The organism is Bordetella tumbae (assembly GCF_054780995.1).
In genome coordinates this window covers 507,360-524,736 of sequence record NZ_BAAGVG010000018.1, presented here as the reverse complement: position 1 = coordinate 524,736, position 17,377 = coordinate 507,360, and the positions used below count along the sequence as shown (strand labels likewise).

Below are 17,377 nucleotides of genomic sequence, written 5' to 3'. Positions count from 1 at the left end.
CTCAGGTCGCGATAGGTGTTCGCACAGACAAGGCCCCTGTTGCACCCACTTTGTGAAGAGGAATTCTCATGCCTTGGCGCTCGTCGCATGCTCTCCGCCGTCCGCAGTCCCGCTCGGCCCGATCGACCCCATTGGGTCTCGGCACGGAACGGTCGCGGCAGAATCGATTTGCCCGCAAGCCCTGGGCGGTCTGGATGGAGTTGGGCGCCCTCACCGCTGTCATCGCGGTGGGGACCGGCATGCCGGGACACGTCTATGCCGCCGACGGCGTCATCGCACAGGCGGCGCCCGCACAGCGCCGCTACAACATCCCCGCCGGCCCGCTGCGCACCGTGCTGACCCGCTTTGCCAGCGAGTCGGGCATTTACCTCGCGGGCTCGATCGAGCTGGCCAATGGAAAAAACAGCACCGGTCTGCAAGGCAACTATACGGTCTCGCAAGGCTTGGCGAATGTGCTGACTGGCACGGGCCTGCAGGCGACACCGGATGCCAATAACCGGTACATACTCAAGGCCCTGCCGGCCTCCAGTGTGAGTGAACTCCCCACGGTCACGATCACAGGCCGCACTGAAAGCGGTACCGGTCCGGTGATCGGCTATATGGCACGAAATAGCGAAACTGCCACGAAGACCGACACGCCGATTGTGGAGACCCCGCAGTCGATTTCGGTCGTCTCTGCCGAACAGATCCGCGATACCGGATCGAGCTCCCTGGATCAGGCGTTGACCTATACGGCAGGCGTACGCACGTCGATGTATGGCACGAGTTCCCGGCTGGATGCGGTGCAAGCACGTGGGGTCGAGATTGAAGACATCTACCTGGATGGCTTGAAAGACCGGGTGAATTACTGGAACAGCACGGCGCGTGTCGAACCCTATCTGATGGAACGCATGGAAGTCCTGCGCGGACCGGCCTCGATGCTGTATGGCCAAGGCGGCACGGGCGGCCTGATCAACAACGTGAGTAAACAGCCCCAGGCCGAAACCCAACGCGAAGTCGGTATTCAAGTCGGAAATCACAACAAAAAACAAATCCAGGCGGACCTGACCGGGCCGTTGAATGAAGACGGCACCCTGCTCTATCGGCTGGTGGCGTTGGGCCGGGAAAGTGGCACGCAACTCGACTACGGCCAGGACGACAGGCAGGTAGTTGCCCCCTCGCTGACGTGGGCTCCCAGCGCCAACACGGAGCTGACGTTACGGTTCAAATGGCAGAAAGACCGGGCCAATGGCGATTCGGGCAGCACGCTGCCCTGGAACGGCACGATCCTGTCGAATCCCAATGGAAAGATTTCCCGGCATACGTTCGTGGGTGAGCCGGGTTTAGACTATTTCGATGCCGACAGCTGGCAAGCCGGCTGGTCGTTCCGCCATGCGTTTAACGAGCAATGGACGTTTCGCCAGAACACGAGATGGACAGACAACAAGACCGATTACGGGGCGTTTGACGTCTATGCGCCCTATCTGGATGCCGAAGAGCGCGTGCTGAATCGCGCCGCGTATTTCTGGAAAAAACATACGCGCATCTTTGCCGCCGATCAGAACCTGTTGGGCAAATTCTCGACGGGCTCCGTCGACCATCAGTTGCTGGTGGGCCTGGATATCATGCGCTATCGCGTCAGGGGTTCTGGCATCGATGACTACGGCCTGGCCGATGGCGGCGGCGTTCCCCCGATCGATGTCTTCAATCCTATTTATAACAGCGGCTATACGCGGCCGGATCTCGAGCCGACTGCCGCGAATGGGGTCAAGCAGCTAGGCGTCTATATTCAAGACGAAATGCGCTGGAGGCAATGGATCCTGCTGGCGGGCTGGCGGCACGATGAATCCACTAACTGGGAAGACGGTGCGGCGGACCGCAATGATCGGGCCAACACGGTGCGAGTGGGCCTGATGTACGAAATCGTGCCAGGCCTGCTGCCCTACGTCAGTTATGCCGAGTCGTTCCAGCCCCAGGCCAATACGGATTATGGCCAACAGCTGCGCCCGCTGCGCGGCAAACAGTGGGAAGCGGGCCTCAAATATCAGCCTCCAGAGCAAGACTGGCGCGCATCGGCGGCCATATTTGAGCTACGCGAGACCAACCGTACCGTGGAAATTTCCCAGACGGAGGTTGCACAACGCGGCAAGACCCGGAACACCGGGCTGGAGCTGGAATGGGTGGGCTCGATCACCCCCAAATTGGACATCAACGCCAGTTTCACTTATTTGAATGTCGACCGCGAATTGACCGGGGTGCCGAAGCGGCAGGCCGCTTTCTGGGGAACGTATAAGTTCGCGATCGGGAATCTGGACGGTTTTACCGCCGGCGCCGGCGTGCATTACGCGAGCGGCTTTGTCGACGAGCCCAACGACGGCTCCTATGTGCCCAGAACGCCATCTGTCACGCTCTTTGACGCCATGGTGGCCTGGGAAAATCGCCACTGGCGCGTGGCGTTGAACGCCAGCAACCTGACCGACAAGGAGTATTTCAGCCAGTGCACCGAGTGGGGGTCTTGCTCGTACGGCACGGGACGTCTCGTTACATTGAGTACGACCTATCGCTGGTAGGTCACACACGAGCGAGTATCATCTGGCTGGTAGTCATTTTTTATTAAAGGAGCACTCCATGGCCCAAGCCAGCGCACGCCACATCCTGGTGTCCACCGAAGCCAAATGCAACGAACTGAAGGCCGCTATCGAAGGCGGTGCCGATTTCGCCCAAGTCGCCCGCGAAAACTCCAGCTGCCCGTCCAGCCGCGACGGCGGCAACCTGGGCACATTCCGCCCGGGCCAAATGGTGCGTGAATTCGACCAAGTCGTGTTCAGCGCGCCGTTGAACGTGGTGCAAGGCCCGGTCAAGACCCAATTCGGGTATCACCTGGTCGAAGTGACTGATCGTCAAGATTAATCAGGACAAGGTCGGTGGGTGGAATCCCCCCCCCACCGACCTGCAGCAATATGCTGACAACCCGGGATTCGCGGCCAGACCGATGTTTTCAGACGGTGCTGAATCCGAGAACCTCTTAGAAGACATCACGAAACAGAAGCGACACGGCTCGCCTGTGAGGCCACCGAATACTCGTAAACAGCCAGCTTGGTTCTGTATGCTGTGCTGTAGATATCGGGCGTCGCATTGCCGCGCCATTCACTAGACAAACCGGCGTGCTTCCATGCCGCCAAGTCCGCCTTGACCTCGGCACGAGACAGCGTCGATGGCGACACCGGAATATAAGTCTGATCGCCCGGCTGTACATTGCCCGCAGCCTTGGCAGCTGCCAGATCGGCCGTGACTTCAGCACGCGACAACGTCGAGACACTCGGCGGCACATAGGTTTCCTCTGCAGCGTGTGCGGCCGTACCGGCGAACGAAGCGGACAAAGCGATGGCAAAGATGGCGAATTGGGTTTTCATAGTAAGTCTCGATAAAAAGTAATGATTGATGGGTGAATGAACGACGAAACACGCTTTGAATAGTCAGCAAGGCATTGTGTCGTGGTTGCTGCCGTGTGCCGTCTATCCATGAGTGTTATTAGAAGACTGTCGCGTATCTCGGATATGTCACGGGGACTGGGGTTTTAGTACCCAAGGTATCTGTAGAACGGTTAGATACAGTGCGAGACAAATCTGGATGCCAACGAGCCGATACGTATCGGGAAAACGGCCGCAAACACCAACAGCATCAACCCGGCTGAGCCAACAGACGCTGAATTTCGGCCTCGGTTTCCTGGTATTTCCCTTCCCCAAAGTGGCGATACACGATGTTCCCTTGCTTATCGATCAGGTATGCCGCAGGCCAGTATTGATTTCGGTAGGCGTCCCAGGTCGCATAGCCATTGTCTTGTGCAACGGGGTACTTGATGCCGAATCGATCCAGCGCCTTTGTCACATTCGTAGTGGAACGCTCGAATGGAAACTCGGGGGTATGCACGCCGACGACGACCAATCCTTGGTCTTTGTATTTCTGATACCAGTCGGTCACATACGGCAGTGTGCGGATGCAGTTGATGCAGGTATAGGTCCAGAAATCGACGAGCACCACTTTGCCACGCAGCGACTGCAGCGTAAGCGGCTCGCTGTTGAGCCACTTTTCAATACCCGTAAACTCCGGAGCGGGGACCGGTGCGGGTTGAGGCGCCGCGTGTACGGCTGAAACCAATAATACCGAGGCGGCTGCGAATGATTTCAACATTTTGAACATGATGAGCTCCTTATCAACAAGCAAAAAAGAGTGCTGGCGAAGTAAATAGAATCGCGTCAGAGAGAACCAGCACGAACAGAAAACACGGGATGTCATCCAGGCACGGGTCAGTGAAACAGCCCCGTTAGCCAGGCATAAAACAAAACGTCGTACTGGAAATAAATGGCCAATGCGGTCAGCACCAACAACACACCGAACCCTTGCTGCAGACGATGGGTATGCCGAGTCAACCAGCCCACACGAGAGGCAATAGCCTTGCCGCCGTACGCAATGGCAAGCATGGGAATACCCGCGCCGATGGCATAGAAGATCAATAGCACACTGGATTGCCCCAGGTTCTGGGCCTTGGCGGCCAGCACCAGGATTGACGCCAACACCGGACCTGCACATGGCGTCCATACAGCACCCAGCGAAATTCCCAGGAGGAACCCGCCTGAATTACCGTTATCAGCCTTTCCCGATAGCATTGCGATGCGCTGTATCGGCCCGCCAATACGAGCGATCAGCCAGTCATACGGGCGCGGCCAGATACGGACCAGGCCAAACAGCATCAACAACACAATCGAGGTAGACCGCACCGCCTCGTGGACGGTTTCATTCAAGTTGGATAGCAGGCTGAGCGCGATACCCAACCCGGCGAAGGAGCAGACAAAACCGGCAACAATGAACAAGGGACGCAGGCGGTTGGAGCGTTCGACAGAACTACCCAGCAAAATGGGTAAAAGGGGCAATACGCAGGGCGAGGCAATCGTCAGAACGCCAGCCAGTAGCGCAATAGGAGCGTTGATAGCATTCATGTTGAGTGTTTCCGTTGTCAGGAAACGCCATTTCGCCCGTGCCAGGTATCTGGTCTGTGCCGCCGGCACCGTCATTTTTTGAGTTCTTGTATCGTGTCCAGAGCTATACACACTACGACACATGCGCGGCTTTCACTGAGCCGTACTTTGACTACACTTCTGATCGTGACGAAACTGCCCTGTCTCATCCTGCAACCCCGTTTCATACCGATCCCCAACCTGCTATATACGGCGTAAGGCATCTAAGAATGGACCAAATCGACCACATCATGATCGTCGACGACGATAGAGAAATTCGCGAGCTCGCAGCCAACTTCCTGCGAAGGAATGGGTTGGAGGTCACCTTGGCCGCGGATGGCAGGCACATGAAGTCGCTGCTGGAAAGCACGAAAGTCGATCTGATCGTGCTGGATATCATGATGCCCGGTGACGATGGTCTGGTGCTATGCCGCGAATTACGTAGCGGCAAGCATCGCAAAATCCCGATATTGCTGTTGACCGCACGCAGTGACGACATGGACCGTGTGATAGGGCTGGAAATGGGTGCTGATGATTATCTCGTCAAGCCGTTTGTCGCCCGCGAGCTCCTGGCGCGTATCAAGGCCATCCTGCGCCGTACCCGCATGTTGCCCCCGAATTTTCAGATCACCGAGCCGGGGCGTCAGATCAGATTTGGCACCTGGCGGTTAGACACAACCGCCCGCCACCTGCTGGACGAAGAAGATACGATCGTATCGTTGAGCGGCGCCGAATACCGGCTGCTGCGCGTCTTTCTGGATCATCCACAACGCGTCCTGAATCGCGATCAATTACTGAACCTGACTCAGGGACGCGATGCCGACATGTTTGGCCGATCCATCGATCTGCTGGTCAGCCGCGTACGTCAGCGTCTGCGCGAAGACGCGCGCGAACCGATGTATATCAAGACGGTACGCAGCGAAGGCTATGTGTTTTCGGCCGCGGTCGAGGTCCAGGAAGAATAAAAAATGCCGCGCCGCCGATTTCCGATACGCCTTTGGCCGCGAACTCTGGTCGCGCGCTTATTCCTGATCTTTCTGGTAGGTTTGGTGCTGGCTCACACTTTGTCGTTTGCGTTGCTGTTTTATGAACGCTACGACGCGACCAAATCGATGATGCTGAACGATCTGCAGCGCGATGTCTCGATTGCCGTCAATATCCTCAACCGCCTGCCAGCCGACGAACGCGCCGATTGGCTGGCGCGCCTGTCCAGCGGACATCGCCAGTATCTATTGGGTCCCGGCACCGCCGACCAGCCACTGCGCCTGGCGGAGGCTCACACGGCAGCCCAGTCCATTGAAGACACGTTACGCGGCCGGTATCCCGTCGTTGTGCACGCCATGGCGGGCAACGACCACCATATTCAGGCTCGCATCACGCTGCAGGACGGCCATCCCGTAGTGCTGGACATCCATTTGGCCATGCCCCCCCTGGCCGTATGGCTACCCGTCGTGTTGGGCCTGCAATTGGTGCTGCTGGCACTGTGCGCCTGGTTGGCAGTACGCCTGGCCGTTCGCCCGTTGACGCAGCTGGCAAAAGCCGCCGATACGCTGCACCCCAACAACACGAGTCCCCCGTTGGACGAGCGTGGCCCCGCCGAGGTCGCACAAGCCTCTGCCGCGTTCAACGCCATGCAGGAGCGTATCGCCAGCTATCTGCAAGAACGCATGCAATTGCTGGGCGCGATTTCGCATGACCTGCAGACACCGATTACCCGAATGAAGCTGCGAGCGGAATTCATGGACGAATCGACGGATAAAACCAAGCTGACACAAGACCTCGGCGAAGTCGAGCGGCTGGTGCGCGAAGGCATCGAGTACGCGCGCAGTGCACACGGCACCCAGGAAAGGCCTGCTCGCATCGATTTGCACGACTTTCTGGACAGCCTGGTATGTGATTACCAAGACACGGGCCGCGAGGTAACGTTGCCGAGCCCGGCTGACCAGTCGTCCGGGTTGATACAGACCCGTCCGCACGCGTTGCGGCGCATCTTGGGCAATCTGATCGACAATGCGCTGAAATTCGCCAACGCAGCCGAAGTCGCTGTACAAAATCATGGATCCCAGGGCGTGTCCATTTTTGTACTGGACCGTGGCCCGGGTATCCCCTCTGACGAACTCGACGCCGTACTGCAGCCGTTTTACCGCGTGGAGGGCTCACGCAATCGCGATACCGGAGGCACAGGACTGGGCCTGGCGATCGGACAGCAACTGGTCACCGTGCTGGGAGGTAAATTGGTGCTGAGCAACCGCGATGGTGGAGGACTGTCGGTCGAGGTGCGAATACCGCTTTCTGCCGATCAGGCAGTGTAGTATTCAAGGACGATAAAGGAGTTTCTATGCATACCCGTGAAGCATGCCTGCAAGCCGATCAACAAGACCCGCTCGCCCCACTGAAAGCGCAGTTTGACATACCGGCAGGCGTGCTTTACATGGACGGCAATTCGCTGGGTGTGCTGCCTAAAGCCGCTATCGCACGCAGCGCGCAGGTCATCCAACAGGAATGGGGCCAGGGGCTGATCCGCAGCTGGAACGATGCGGGATGGTTTGAGCTGCCTTCGCGGCTGGGCGACAAGCTGGGCCGGTTGATTGGCGCCGGAACAGGCCAGGTCGTCGTCACGGACACCACCTCGTTGAATCTTTTCAAGTCTCTGGCAGCCGCGATCCGCATTCAACAGCAGGCCGCACCACAGCGTAAAGTCATCGTGTCGGAACGCGATAATTTTCCGACCGATCTGTACATGATCCAGGGCATGATCGATCTGCTGCAACAAGGCTACGAGATGCGCCTGGTAGATGAGAATCTGTCGTTGGAGCAGGCGCTGGACGACTCCGTCGCAGTATTGCTGCTGTCGCACGTGAATTACCGCACGGGCCATATGTACGATATGGCAGACGTCACAGCGCAGGCGCATGCACACGGGGCATTGACCATCTGGGATCTGGCCCATGCAGCGGGCGCCGTGCCGGTGGACCTGACCGGCGCCAATGCCGATTTCGCCGTGGGCTGCACCTATAAATATCTGAACGGCGGCCCGGGCGCGCCGGCGTTTATCTGGGTAGCGCCGCATCACACCGATCATTTCTGGCAACCGCTCTCAGGATGGTGGGGCCATCAGCGGCCATTTGATATGGCCGTCGATTATGAGCCCGCAGGCGGTATCCGCCGCTATCTGTGCGGCACGCAGCCCATGGTGTCGCTGTCGTTAGTGGAATGCGGCCTGGATATCTCTCTGCAGGCAGACATGAACGAGGTGCGCAGGAAATCGCTGGCGCTCACCGATTTGTTTATTGCGCTCGTGGAAAGCCGTTGTGCCCACCATCCCCTGACCCTGGTCACGCCGCGCGAGCACGCCCACCGCGGCAGTCATGTCAGCCTACGGCATCCACATGGCTATGCCGTGATGCAGGCGCTGATTGCGCGCGGGGTCATCGGCGATTATCGTGAGCCCGAGGTGCTGCGTTTCGGATTCACACCACTCTACTTCGGCTACGCCGATGTTTGGGATGCGGTAGAGATTTTGACGGACGTGCTCGATAGCGAGATCTGGAAACAGCCCGAGTTTTCGCGGCGCGGCGCGGTGACTTGATGAGAGCGGCGCATCGTTAACCTGAAGTTAATAATGCTTTGAATCGCTCCTGCACCCATACGGTGCGGGGATGGGTACAGTGCCTGACACACGCTGGCGATCGGCGCCGGCAGGAGTCAGGCACGTGAAAACATACCGTATTGCAACCATTCCCGGCGACGGCATCGGCAAAGAAGTCATCCCGGCCGGCCAACAGGTCATGCAGGCATTGGCCGAGTCAGATGGCTCGTTCGCCTTTGCGTTTCAGGATTTCGATTGGGGCGGCGATTACTACCGCAAACATGGCGTCATGATGCCTGCCGATGGGCTCGACGATTTGCGCGACAAAGACGCTATTTTGTTTGGCTCGGCGGGCGATCCAGACATCCCCGATCACATTACGCTATGGGGTCTGCGGCTAAAGATCTGCCAGGGCCTGGATCAGTATGCCAACGTGCGCCCCACGCGCATTCTGCCCGGAATCGATGGACCGCTGAAACGCTGCACGCCCGAGCAACTCGATTGGGTGATTGTGCGCGAAAACTCGGAGGGCGAATACTCGGGTGTCGGCGGCCGTGTACACCAGGGCCAGCCCATCGAAGCCGCGACCGATGTTTCCATGATGACGCGAGCGGGCGTCGAACGCATTCTGCGTTTCGCCTTCCGCTTGGCGCAATCTCGTCCGCGTAAACAACTGACGGTGATCACCAAGTCCAACGCACAACGCCATGCCATGGTGATGTGGGACGAAATTGCCCTTGAAATCAGCCGCGAGTTTCCCGATGTACGTTGGGATAAAGAGCTGGTCGATGCTGCGACCGCCCGCATGGTGAATCGACCCGCGACGCTGGACACGATTGTCGCGACCAACCTGCACGCAGATATTCTGAGTGACTTGGCCGCAGTATTAGCCGGCAGCCTGGGAATTGCCCCCACCGGCAACATCGATCCCGAACGCCGTTACCCCTCGATGTTCGAGCCGATTCATGGTTCGGCTTTCGACATCATGGGCAAAGGCCTGGCGAACCCGATCGGCACGTTCTGGTCCGTGGTGATGTTGCTGGAACATCTCGGCGAACATCAGGCAGCCCAGCGTGTCATGAAGGCCGTGGAACATGTGACCGCCAATCCCGCACTGCATACGGGCGATCTGGGTGGAAAAGCCACGACAGCACAAGTCACTGAGGCGGTGTGCCACCACCTGAAGCAGGCATCCACGCAAGCCCAGGCTGCGTAATACAAGCAGAACGCCGTGACCGGACATCGGTCGCGGCACTGCGTGCAGTCGCCGGCGCACGGGCAAGCGCGACATATGCATAGCAGCACAACTTGTGCGCCCAAAAAAAAATGATCACCACAGATCGACAACCACGACGAGGAGACATCATGAAAACTGCAAAGCATGGTCTGCGCATCGCGCTGACCGGCGTGCTATGTGCAGCCGGCATCACACTGGCAAGCAGTGCGGCAGCACAAAACTATCCCACGCGCCCCGTGAACTTGATCGTGCCCTTCCCGGCGGGCGGCACCACCGATGTGCTGGCGCGTACGCTCGGCCAAGAGTTGGCCAAAAGCCTGGGCCAGCCCGTGATCGTCGAAAACAAACCTGGCGCCGGTGCCACGCTCGGCGCCGATTACGTGGCCAAGGCCGCCCCCGACGGCTATACCCTGCTGATGGGCGCAGTCCATCATACGATTGCGACCAGCGTCTACAACAACCTGCAGTACGATTTTCAGAAAAGTTTTGCACCCGTCACCACGGTAGCGTTGGTGCCGAACATACTGGTCGTCAACCCCAAGGTTCCTGCACAAAATGTGCAGGAACTGTTGGCCCTGGCCCGCAAGACGCCCGGCAAATTGACCTTTGGCTCCAATGGCGTCGGCACAGGACAACATCTGATCGGCGCGCAGTTCCAGGAGATCGGCGGCGTCTCGCTGCTGCACGTGCCGTACAAGGGCAGCGGCCCGCTAACAACGGATCTGCTGGGCGGCCAGATCGACATGTCGTTCGACACGATTACCCCTGTATTGCCTCACATCAAGTCAGGCAAACTGCGTGCATTGGCTGTCACGACGGATAAACGTTCCGCGGCATTACCCGATGTCCCGACGATGCAGGAGGCCGGCTTGAAAGGCTTCAATATGGGCACATGGTTCGGCGTCCTGGCCCCTGCCACGACACCGCCCGAGGTCGTCGCGCGCCTGAATGCCGACATGGTCAAAATCATCCAGTCGCCGGATTTCGGCAAGAAGATGGCGGAGATCGGCGCCGTACCGATAGGCGATAGCAGCGCGCAAATGGCCGAACGCATCAAGACCGATACCACTGACTACGCCAAACTCGTCAAGCAAGCGAACGTCGTGGTCAACTGATTACCAAGAGTCGCCCTTGCCGGTTTTACGCCTGTCCCGAAAATATTCCACCAGGAAATCGATAAACACGCGCACCTTGGCCGACAGGTGATGACGTTCGGGAAAAACAGCGTGAATATCGGCGGGCGGCAAGGCGTAATCCTGCAGCAGCAATTCCAGTCTGCCAGCACGCAAGTGGCGCGCCAGATCCCATTCTGCGCGCTGCAAAATTCCCAGCCCGGCCAGGCCCCAGGTCAATGTGACCTCTCCGTCGTTACTGCTCAGCGCACCACGGACTTTGATCGTTTCACCATAAGTACCCCGCGTAAAGCGCCATAGGCCATAGGTATCATCGTTCTGGCGCAGCACGATGCATTGGTGGCGCGCCAGATCCTGCGGCACCTGCGGGCGGCCATGCTTTTCCAGATACTCGGGCGACGCACAGACCAGACGACGGTTCGGCGAAATAGGCCGGGCAATCAGACGTCCATCCGGGATGTCACCAAAGCGGATCGCGACATCAAACGCATCTTGCACAAAATCGCCCGGTGTGTCTGTCAGTTGCAACTGTACCTCGACCTCGGGATAGCGGCGCGCAAACAGCACGATGGCCGGCGCAATATAGCTGCGCCCGAACCCCAGCGGTGCGTTCACCTTTAATAATCCCCGCGGCTGCGCCTGCCGGCTGGCGATCAATTGGTCCAGATGATCAATGTCACGCAGAATGCGCCGCGCATTTTCCAGATACAGCTCGCCCTCGGCCGTCGGGCTGAGGCGCCGGGTATTGCGGTTGAGCAGGCGCACGCCGAGGCGGTCTTCGATCTGAGCCAGGCGCTTGCTGACAGCGGCCGTGGTCACGCCCAGTTCGCGCGCAGCCGCTGACAGACTGCCCGCACGGACCAGCTCGACCAACAACTGCAGCTCTTGGGACTGCCCCATCGACGTAACACCCTCATAGAAAAGCCGGAGCCATAGTAGCCCAGAGCGAACGCTTCATTTCACATTCGATTATCGGTAACTGGTTGCATCTTCAGCTGATTTATTTAAAATGCGAGTATTTCTCATTTACATTAAGATTCATTAATGTTGCGTTCCCTCCCCGCCTCGCAAGACGCCGTCCACGGCCTATACCGCGACCACCAAAGCTGGCTCGATGGCTGGTTGCGGCGCAAGGTGGGCAACGCCTGCGATGCGGCGGATTTGGTCCAGGATACATTCGTCCGCGTGCTGCGGCACCGTGCCGAATTGGCAATGGTTCGCGAACCACGTGCATACCTGACCACAATCGCCAAGCGCCTGGTGCTGAATCACTATCGGCGTCAATCGCTGGAGCAAGCCTATCAAGAAGCGCTGGCTGCGATGCCGGAGCCGCTGGCCCCCTCGCCCGAACAGCAGTTATTGATACTCGAGGCATTGCACGAGATTGATGCGGCATTAAATGCCTTACCGGCGCGCGCCCGTCAGGCGTTTTTGCTGGCGCAGTTGGAACACTTGCCCTACGAGGAGATCGCACAGCGTCTGCAGGTATCGGTACGCACGGTACAGCGCTACATCGTGCAAGGATACGAACAATGCCTGCTCGCGAGCTCGTGACTCCCGCCGAGGCGCCGCTGGATCGCGGTGTAGCGCGCGAAGCAGCGCGTTGGCTGATGCGGCTGGGATCGGGTCATGCCACGGCCGCCGATGTACGCGCGTGCGACCGATGGCGCGCTGACAGCACCGAGCATGAACGCGCCTGGCAACGCGCGCAAGCATTAAGTCGAACATTTGGCCTGATCCCCGCCGAAGTGGGCATGGCAACACTAGGCCGGCCGGCAGCCAAATCGCGCCGAGCTGCGCTCAAGACGCTCGTGGCCCTGCTAGTGGCCTCGCCTGTGGCCTGGTCGACCTGGAATGCAGCGCCCGCCGTGCGTTGGCGGGCCGACTACCGCACGGCAGTGGGTGAACGGCGCGAGGTCGTGCTGGCCGATGGATCGCGGGTCTGGCTCAACACCGCAACGGCAATCGACGAAGCATTCACCGACACCGACCACACCCTATGGCTGCGTGACGGCGAAATCTACGTACAAGCCTCGCCGCAACGCCGCCCTGCACTTCACGTCGAAACCCGATTGGGCGCCATCCACGCGGACGCCGCGGCGCGCTTTGCCGTCCGGCTCGACGCCCAACGGTGCCAGGTCAATGTCATAACCGGTCAGGTAGAAGTCCTGCCCGCCAGGGCAACAACGCACCGTGTCCGCCTGAGCGCGGCGCAACAAGCGGCATTCGATGCCGATACCGTCTACCCATGGCAGGCCTCGGACACGCGCGACCCGGATTGGCTGCGAGGCACCTTGCACGCGGATGCGATGCGATTGGATGTGTTTGCGGCGGAATTGGCTCGCTATCGATCCGGCATCGTACGTTGCGATCCGGCCATTGCCGCACTGCAGATTTCCGGGACTTTTCAGCTGAGCAATACCGATGCGGTGTTGCAGGCCCTGCCAGCGCTATTGCCCGTGCAAGTGAACTACCGGACCTCGTACTGGGTCACGCTCGGACCGGCAGCAACGCAGACGTAGTTTTATTTTGTTGCATTTAATTTTGGATGTGAATGTCCGGTTTCGTGTCGTGCGGGGTCATGGAAGTCAAAGGCTGTCATGGCCTGTATCCAAAGACCCTGTCCGAAAGGAACCTCATGGACACGCTGTACGCGCCCGCTTTGCCTGATATCCGTTTCTCTCCCCGACGAACCACGTTGGCGTGCGCCATCAGCCGTGCACTGCTGGGGTTGACCATCGCTGGCAGCCTGGGTGCGCTTTGCGCCCCCGCCTGGGCACAATCTGCCGCGACGGTGACGCAGCAACGGGTATATCACGTCCCCGCGGGCGAACTGGGCGCGGCGCTATCGCGCTTTGCCGATCAGGCCGGGATCACCGTACTGTTCCAACCTCAAACGGTCCAAGGCCGCCAGAGTGCAGGCCTGCAGGGCGCCTACCCTGTCGACGAAGCGTTGCGGCGCCTGTTGGCGGGAACGGGACTCGCCGCACGCGAACACGGCAACGGCGCATTCGTATTGCAACCCCAAGATGCCGTCTCACAGCTCACACCCGTGACGGTGCAAGCCGACGCGTTGCGATCCGATCCGGCCTGGGTCAGCACCAATACGCGCCAGGACCTGGATAACCTGCAAGTACGCAGTTGGGACGACGTAGGCAAACGCATGGATGCCGGAGTCAATTTCAATCGCCAGAACAACAGCATCAATATTCGCGGCATGGACGGCAATCGTGTTCTGACGCGCATCGATGGCATTCGCCTGCCGTGGCTGGACGACGGCGCGCGCGGCGTAAAAGGCGGCTTGAATGCAGTCGATTTCAATTCGCTATCGAGCCTGGATATCGTGCGCAGCACGGACTCTGCCTCTGTCGGATCGGGTGCGCTGGGAGGGTCAGCGGAATTACACACACTCAATCCCGACGATCTCTTGCAAGACGGACGCAACTTTGGCGCACTGGTCAAAGGCGACTACGACTCAGGGGACAACAGCCGGGCCGCTAATGCCGCCTTGGCGGGCCGGCTGGCCGAAAACACCACATGGTTATTGCAAGCCGGGATACGTAAAGGCCATGAACTGGACAACCGCGCAGACCATGGCGGCTACGGCGACAATCGTGACAAGCCCGATCCCGAGGATTACACACAACGCAGCGTCATGCTGAAACTGCAACAACGCATCGAAGGCGGCCACCGTTTCGGTTTGACGGGCGAATACTTTCACTATGATTCGGATACCGACAGCAAGTACCTGCAGGGCCCAGGCACCAGCTACGAAATTGGCGAGAACACAGCCAGCGAAACGATCAAGCGTGAACGCGTTTCGATGGACTACGAATACCAGGCGCCCAATGCGGGTGGGTTGATCGACAGTGCCAAGGCCGTGGTGTACTGGCAGCGCCTGCGACTCGATCAGGGGCTGGACGGGGAACGCACCACAGATACGCGTGCATCGATTATCCCTGGCGACCCATTCATGTACGGTTATCCCAACGGGGCTTATGGCCGAGACAACTCGATTCAGGAAACGCTGTTCGGGTTCAGCGGTGAAGCCACGCGGCGAATCGAGGGATCGGTATCGCAAATCGTGACCGTGGGGGCCGAATGGATGGGTAATCGCACCGAACAATATTCTGACGGCTACGACAACTGCCCCGATATACCAACGGGCTTGCCCGCGCTTTTCGGCCCGCGTTCCTGCGACATGCTGCACACCAACCAGGCGGACATGCCGCGCATCAAAGGCAGCCAATGGGCTCTATGGGCAAAGGATGAGTTTTCCTTTGCCCAGGGCCACTACACGCTGACGCCTTCGATCCGGTACGACCATTACGAGCAAAAACCACAAGACACCGGCAGCTACGAGAGCAATCCCAATGCCGGCGCATTGCCGCCTTCATCGAGTGGCGGCAGGTTTTCGCCGAGCTTGCTGGGAACCTGGAAAGCACAAGAGCAGGTCACGTTTTACGCACAATATGCGTATGGCTATCGCGCCCCCAGCGCGACCGAGCTTTACACGAACTACGGCGCACCAGGCACGTATCTGCGTGCCGGCAATCCTAATTTGAAACCGGAATCCAGCCGCGGCTGGGAACTAGGCGCTCGCCTGGGCAACGATGACCTCGGCGGGGCGTTGTCGCTCTTTGATACACGCTATCAAAACTTCATCGATACCCAAATACCGGTGACGGCCGGCGATCCGCAATGGCAAGGCAGTTGGGACGAACAGTATCCGCTGGGTGTCACCACCGCAGCCAACCGCGCCCGAGTGCGTATCTACGGTGCCGAGGCCTCGGCACATTGGCGTTTCACCCCGAACTGGCGCACTTGGGGATCATTGGCCTGGACTGTCGGCAAAGACCAAAGCACCGGCCAATATCTGAATTCGGTGCCGCCCTTCAAGGCGATTCTGGGCCTGGGCTACGACCGAAGCGAATGGGGCGCGAGCGCCATGTGGACGCTATCCGCACAACGCAACAAAGTCGAATATCCCGACGCGACCACCGATGCGCCCAATCCCGATTTTCGCGCCCCCGGCTATGGCGTCGTGGACCTGATGGCCTACTGGAAACCTGCTGCGGTCAAGGGGTTGCAAGTCCGTGCGGGGGTGTTCAACCTGTTCGACAAAAAATACTGGGAAGCCATCAACGTTCCCACTGCAGGAGCATCTGCCCTGCCCCATCCGGTAGACTGGTACACCGAACCTGGGCGCAGTGTGCGCGTCTCACTAACCTATCAATACTGAACCACGGGCCTGCCAGGCGGCGGCCCGGGACTATGGGTCGCCCGCCGTACCCGGACAGAGGAGTCATCCATGAGCAACACTTCTTTCACCCAACTGGCCGCCGAATTGCGCGCTCGTAACGACGCCCTGGTCGCAGAGCAACCGGGCCAACGCGCGCGCAATCTCGCCCAAGCATTGAACGTATCCGAGGCCCAATGGGTCGCCGCCGAATGCAACGGGCTGCGCGCCACCGCGCTGACGGGCGCCGCGTCCCCGCAAGCGATATTCCGCGAACTGGGATCGCTGGGTGAGGTCATGGCGTTGACGCGCAACGACTGGTGTGTCCATGAGCGCCACGGGCGCTACGAGTCCATCCAGGCAGAAGGCCCTGTCGGCCTCGTCCTGGGACCTGACATTGATTTGCGTGTGTTCTTCAGCACCTGGGATTCAGCCTGGGCCGTCGAACAAGACGGCCGGCATAGCCTGCAGTTCTTTGACTGTGCAGGCGCTGCCGTGCATAAGGTCTATCGTACCGATGCCACGGATGTCGCTGCCTATGATGCGCTTGTCGCACGCTTCGCAGGCGAGCCTGTCTGGCCGCAGACCAAACCCTATGCGTCCAAAGACGAATCCGACACCGTCAGTGATCCTGACGCGCTGCGTACCGCCTGGCTGGCCATGCAAGATACGCACGAGTTCTTTCCTCTGCTGCGTAAATTCAAAGTCTCCCGCCTGGCCGCGCTGAGGGCGGCAGGATCCGATCTGGCGCAGCAGGTTGAGACCGATACCGCCGAACGCATGTTGGAGGCCGCTGCGCAGTCAGGCCTGTCCATCATGTGTTTTGTAGGCAACCCCGGCATGATCCAGATCCACACAGGTCCGATCACCAAACTATTGCGCACAGGCCCCTGGTTCAACGTGCTCGATCCGCGATTCAATCTGCATCTGAACACCGGCGCTATCGACTCGGCGTGGGTGGTCAGCAAACCCACCAGCGATGGCTGGGTCACCTCGCTCGAGGTCTACAACGCCCATGGGGATCTCATCGTGCAGTTCTTTGGTGAACGCAAGCCTGGCAAACCAGAACTTGCCGAATGGCGCAATCTATTGAGCAGCCTTTGCGCCGAGCCGTTAGCGGCGTAACACCCTACATGATCAGTGTGTCGCGTACTCAGCACCGCCAAGAACGGCTAAGCTTAAGCA

General features: G+C 59.2%; 15 protein-coding genes. 11 read left to right on the top strand and 4 right to left on the bottom strand.

Features of this window, described 5'->3' with window-relative positions:
- Positions 1–68 precede the first annotated feature (68 nt).
- Together ACYVI2_RS17255 and ACYVI2_RS17250 are read left to right on the top strand one after the other, a co-directional pair.
- Complete coding sequence (locus ACYVI2_RS17255; RefSeq protein ID WP_415815785.1) at positions 69–2,549, top strand: TonB-dependent siderophore receptor; 2,481 nt, start codon at positions 69–71, stop codon at positions 2,547–2,549.
- A 58-nt stretch (positions 2,550–2,607) separates the two neighbouring features.
- Positions 2,608–2,889 carry a peptidylprolyl isomerase gene (locus tag ACYVI2_RS17250; RefSeq protein WP_094823610.1) on the top strand — a complete coding sequence of 94 codons (282 nt, stop codon included), beginning with the start codon at positions 2,608–2,610 and terminating at the stop codon, positions 2,887–2,889.
- Positions 2,890–3,014: 125 nt separating this feature from the next.
- Here ACYVI2_RS17250 and ACYVI2_RS17245 read toward each other — a convergent pair whose 3' ends face one another.
- From ACYVI2_RS17245 to ACYVI2_RS17235, 3 genes are all read right to left on the bottom strand, one after another.
- Positions 3,015–3,392 (bottom strand): DUF4148 domain-containing protein, encoded by a 378-nt coding sequence (locus tag ACYVI2_RS17245; protein WP_415815783.1) that lies wholly within the window; start codon positions 3,390–3,392, stop codon positions 3,015–3,017.
- A gap of 268 nt (positions 3,393–3,660) precedes the next feature.
- On the bottom strand, positions 3,661–4,179 hold the full coding sequence (locus tag ACYVI2_RS17240; RefSeq protein WP_415815781.1) for a thioredoxin family protein: 519 nt from the start codon (positions 4,177–4,179) through the stop codon (positions 3,661–3,663).
- Between the two features lie 107 nt (positions 4,180–4,286).
- The gene (locus tag ACYVI2_RS17235; protein ID WP_415815779.1) at positions 4,287–4,976 is read right to left on the bottom strand and encodes a cytochrome c biogenesis CcdA family protein; all 690 of its coding nucleotides are present in this window, start codon (positions 4,974–4,976) and stop codon (positions 4,287–4,289) included.
- 248 nt (positions 4,977–5,224) lie between these two features.
- On the opposite strand from ACYVI2_RS17235, the gene ACYVI2_RS17230 reads away from it, so the two are divergent.
- From ACYVI2_RS17230 to ACYVI2_RS17210, 5 genes are all read left to right on the top strand, one after another.
- A complete protein-coding gene (locus tag ACYVI2_RS17230) occupies positions 5,225–5,959 on the top strand; it encodes a response regulator (RefSeq protein ID WP_415815777.1) in 735 nt (244 codons plus the stop codon).
- 3 nt (positions 5,960–5,962) lie between these two features.
- Positions 5,963–7,306: an ATP-binding protein gene (locus ACYVI2_RS17225; protein WP_415815775.1), complete on the top strand. Its 1,344-nt coding sequence runs from the start codon at positions 5,963–5,965 to the stop codon at positions 7,304–7,306.
- A 26-nt stretch (positions 7,307–7,332) separates the two neighbouring features.
- Positions 7,333–8,583, top strand: coding sequence for a kynureninase (kynU, locus tag ACYVI2_RS17220; RefSeq protein ID WP_415815773.1), 1,251 nt, complete (start codon positions 7,333–7,335; stop codon positions 8,581–8,583).
- A 124-nt stretch (positions 8,584–8,707) separates the two neighbouring features.
- Entirely contained in the window at positions 8,708–9,799 is a 1,092-nt protein-coding gene (locus ACYVI2_RS17215; protein WP_415815771.1) for a tartrate dehydrogenase, read from the top strand.
- Between the two features lie 149 nt (positions 9,800–9,948).
- Complete coding sequence (locus tag ACYVI2_RS17210; RefSeq protein WP_415815769.1) at positions 9,949–10,935, top strand: Bug family tripartite tricarboxylate transporter substrate binding protein; 987 nt, start codon at positions 9,949–9,951, stop codon at positions 10,933–10,935.
- On the opposite strand, the gene ACYVI2_RS17205 is transcribed toward ACYVI2_RS17210, so the two are convergent.
- Complete coding sequence (locus tag ACYVI2_RS17205) at positions 10,936–11,853, bottom strand: LysR family transcriptional regulator (protein ID WP_415815767.1); 918 nt, start codon at positions 11,851–11,853, stop codon at positions 10,936–10,938. It abuts the gene before it with no gap.
- Positions 11,854–11,997: 144 nt separating this feature from the next.
- On the opposite strand from ACYVI2_RS17205, the gene ACYVI2_RS17200 reads away from it, so the two are divergent.
- From ACYVI2_RS17200 to ACYVI2_RS17185, 4 genes are all read left to right on the top strand, one after another.
- Positions 11,998–12,507 (top strand): sigma-70 family RNA polymerase sigma factor, encoded by a 510-nt coding sequence (locus ACYVI2_RS17200; RefSeq protein WP_415815765.1) that lies wholly within the window; start codon positions 11,998–12,000, stop codon positions 12,505–12,507.
- Positions 12,486–13,475 carry a FecR domain-containing protein gene (locus tag ACYVI2_RS17195; protein WP_415815763.1) on the top strand — a complete coding sequence of 330 codons (990 nt, stop codon included), beginning with the start codon at positions 12,486–12,488 and terminating at the stop codon, positions 13,473–13,475. Before ACYVI2_RS17200 ends, ACYVI2_RS17195 begins: the two co-directional genes overlap by 22 nt.
- Before the next feature lie 116 nt (positions 13,476–13,591).
- The gene (locus tag ACYVI2_RS17190; RefSeq protein ID WP_415815761.1) at positions 13,592–16,195 is read left to right on the top strand and encodes a TonB-dependent receptor; all 2,604 of its coding nucleotides are present in this window, start codon (positions 13,592–13,594) and stop codon (positions 16,193–16,195) included.
- A gap of 69 nt (positions 16,196–16,264) precedes the next feature.
- Complete coding sequence (locus ACYVI2_RS17185) at positions 16,265–17,317, top strand: hemin-degrading factor (protein WP_415815759.1); 1,053 nt, start codon at positions 16,265–16,267, stop codon at positions 17,315–17,317.
- Positions 17,318–17,377: the final 60 nt, after the last annotated feature.

Coding starts and splice junctions, on each gene's coding strand:
- kynU (WP_415815773.1), top strand. CDS start 7,333: ATGCATACCCGTGAAGCATGCCTGCAAGCCGATCAACAAGACCCGCTC.
- ACYVI2_RS17210 (WP_415815769.1), top strand. CDS start 9,949: ATGAAAACTGCAAAGCATGGTCTGCGCATCGCGCTGACCGGCGTGCTA.
- ACYVI2_RS17225 (WP_415815775.1), top strand. CDS start 5,963: ATGCCGCGCCGCCGATTTCCGATACGCCTTTGGCCGCGAACTCTGGTC.
- ACYVI2_RS17190 (WP_415815761.1), top strand. CDS start 13,592: ATGGACACGCTGTACGCGCCCGCTTTGCCTGATATCCGTTTCTCTCCC.
- ACYVI2_RS17230 (WP_415815777.1), top strand. CDS start 5,225: ATGGACCAAATCGACCACATCATGATCGTCGACGACGATAGAGAAATT.
- ACYVI2_RS17195 (WP_415815763.1), top strand. CDS start 12,486: ATGCCTGCTCGCGAGCTCGTGACTCCCGCCGAGGCGCCGCTGGATCGC.
- ACYVI2_RS17245 (WP_415815783.1), bottom strand. CDS start 3,392: ATGAAAACCCAATTCGCCATCTTTGCCATCGCTTTGTCCGCTTCGTTC.
- ACYVI2_RS17240 (WP_415815781.1), bottom strand. CDS start 4,179: ATGTTCAAAATGTTGAAATCATTCGCAGCCGCCTCGGTATTATTGGTT.
- ACYVI2_RS17250 (WP_094823610.1), top strand. CDS start 2,608: ATGGCCCAAGCCAGCGCACGCCACATCCTGGTGTCCACCGAAGCCAAA.
- ACYVI2_RS17205 (WP_415815767.1), bottom strand. CDS start 11,853: ATGGGGCAGTCCCAAGAGCTGCAGTTGTTGGTCGAGCTGGTCCGTGCG.
- ACYVI2_RS17255 (WP_415815785.1), top strand. CDS start 69: ATGCCTTGGCGCTCGTCGCATGCTCTCCGCCGTCCGCAGTCCCGCTCG.
- ACYVI2_RS17185 (WP_415815759.1), top strand. CDS start 16,265: ATGAGCAACACTTCTTTCACCCAACTGGCCGCCGAATTGCGCGCTCGT.
- ACYVI2_RS17235 (WP_415815779.1), bottom strand. CDS start 4,976: ATGAATGCTATCAACGCTCCTATTGCGCTACTGGCTGGCGTTCTGACG.
- ACYVI2_RS17200 (WP_415815765.1), top strand. CDS start 11,998: ATGTTGCGTTCCCTCCCCGCCTCGCAAGACGCCGTCCACGGCCTATAC.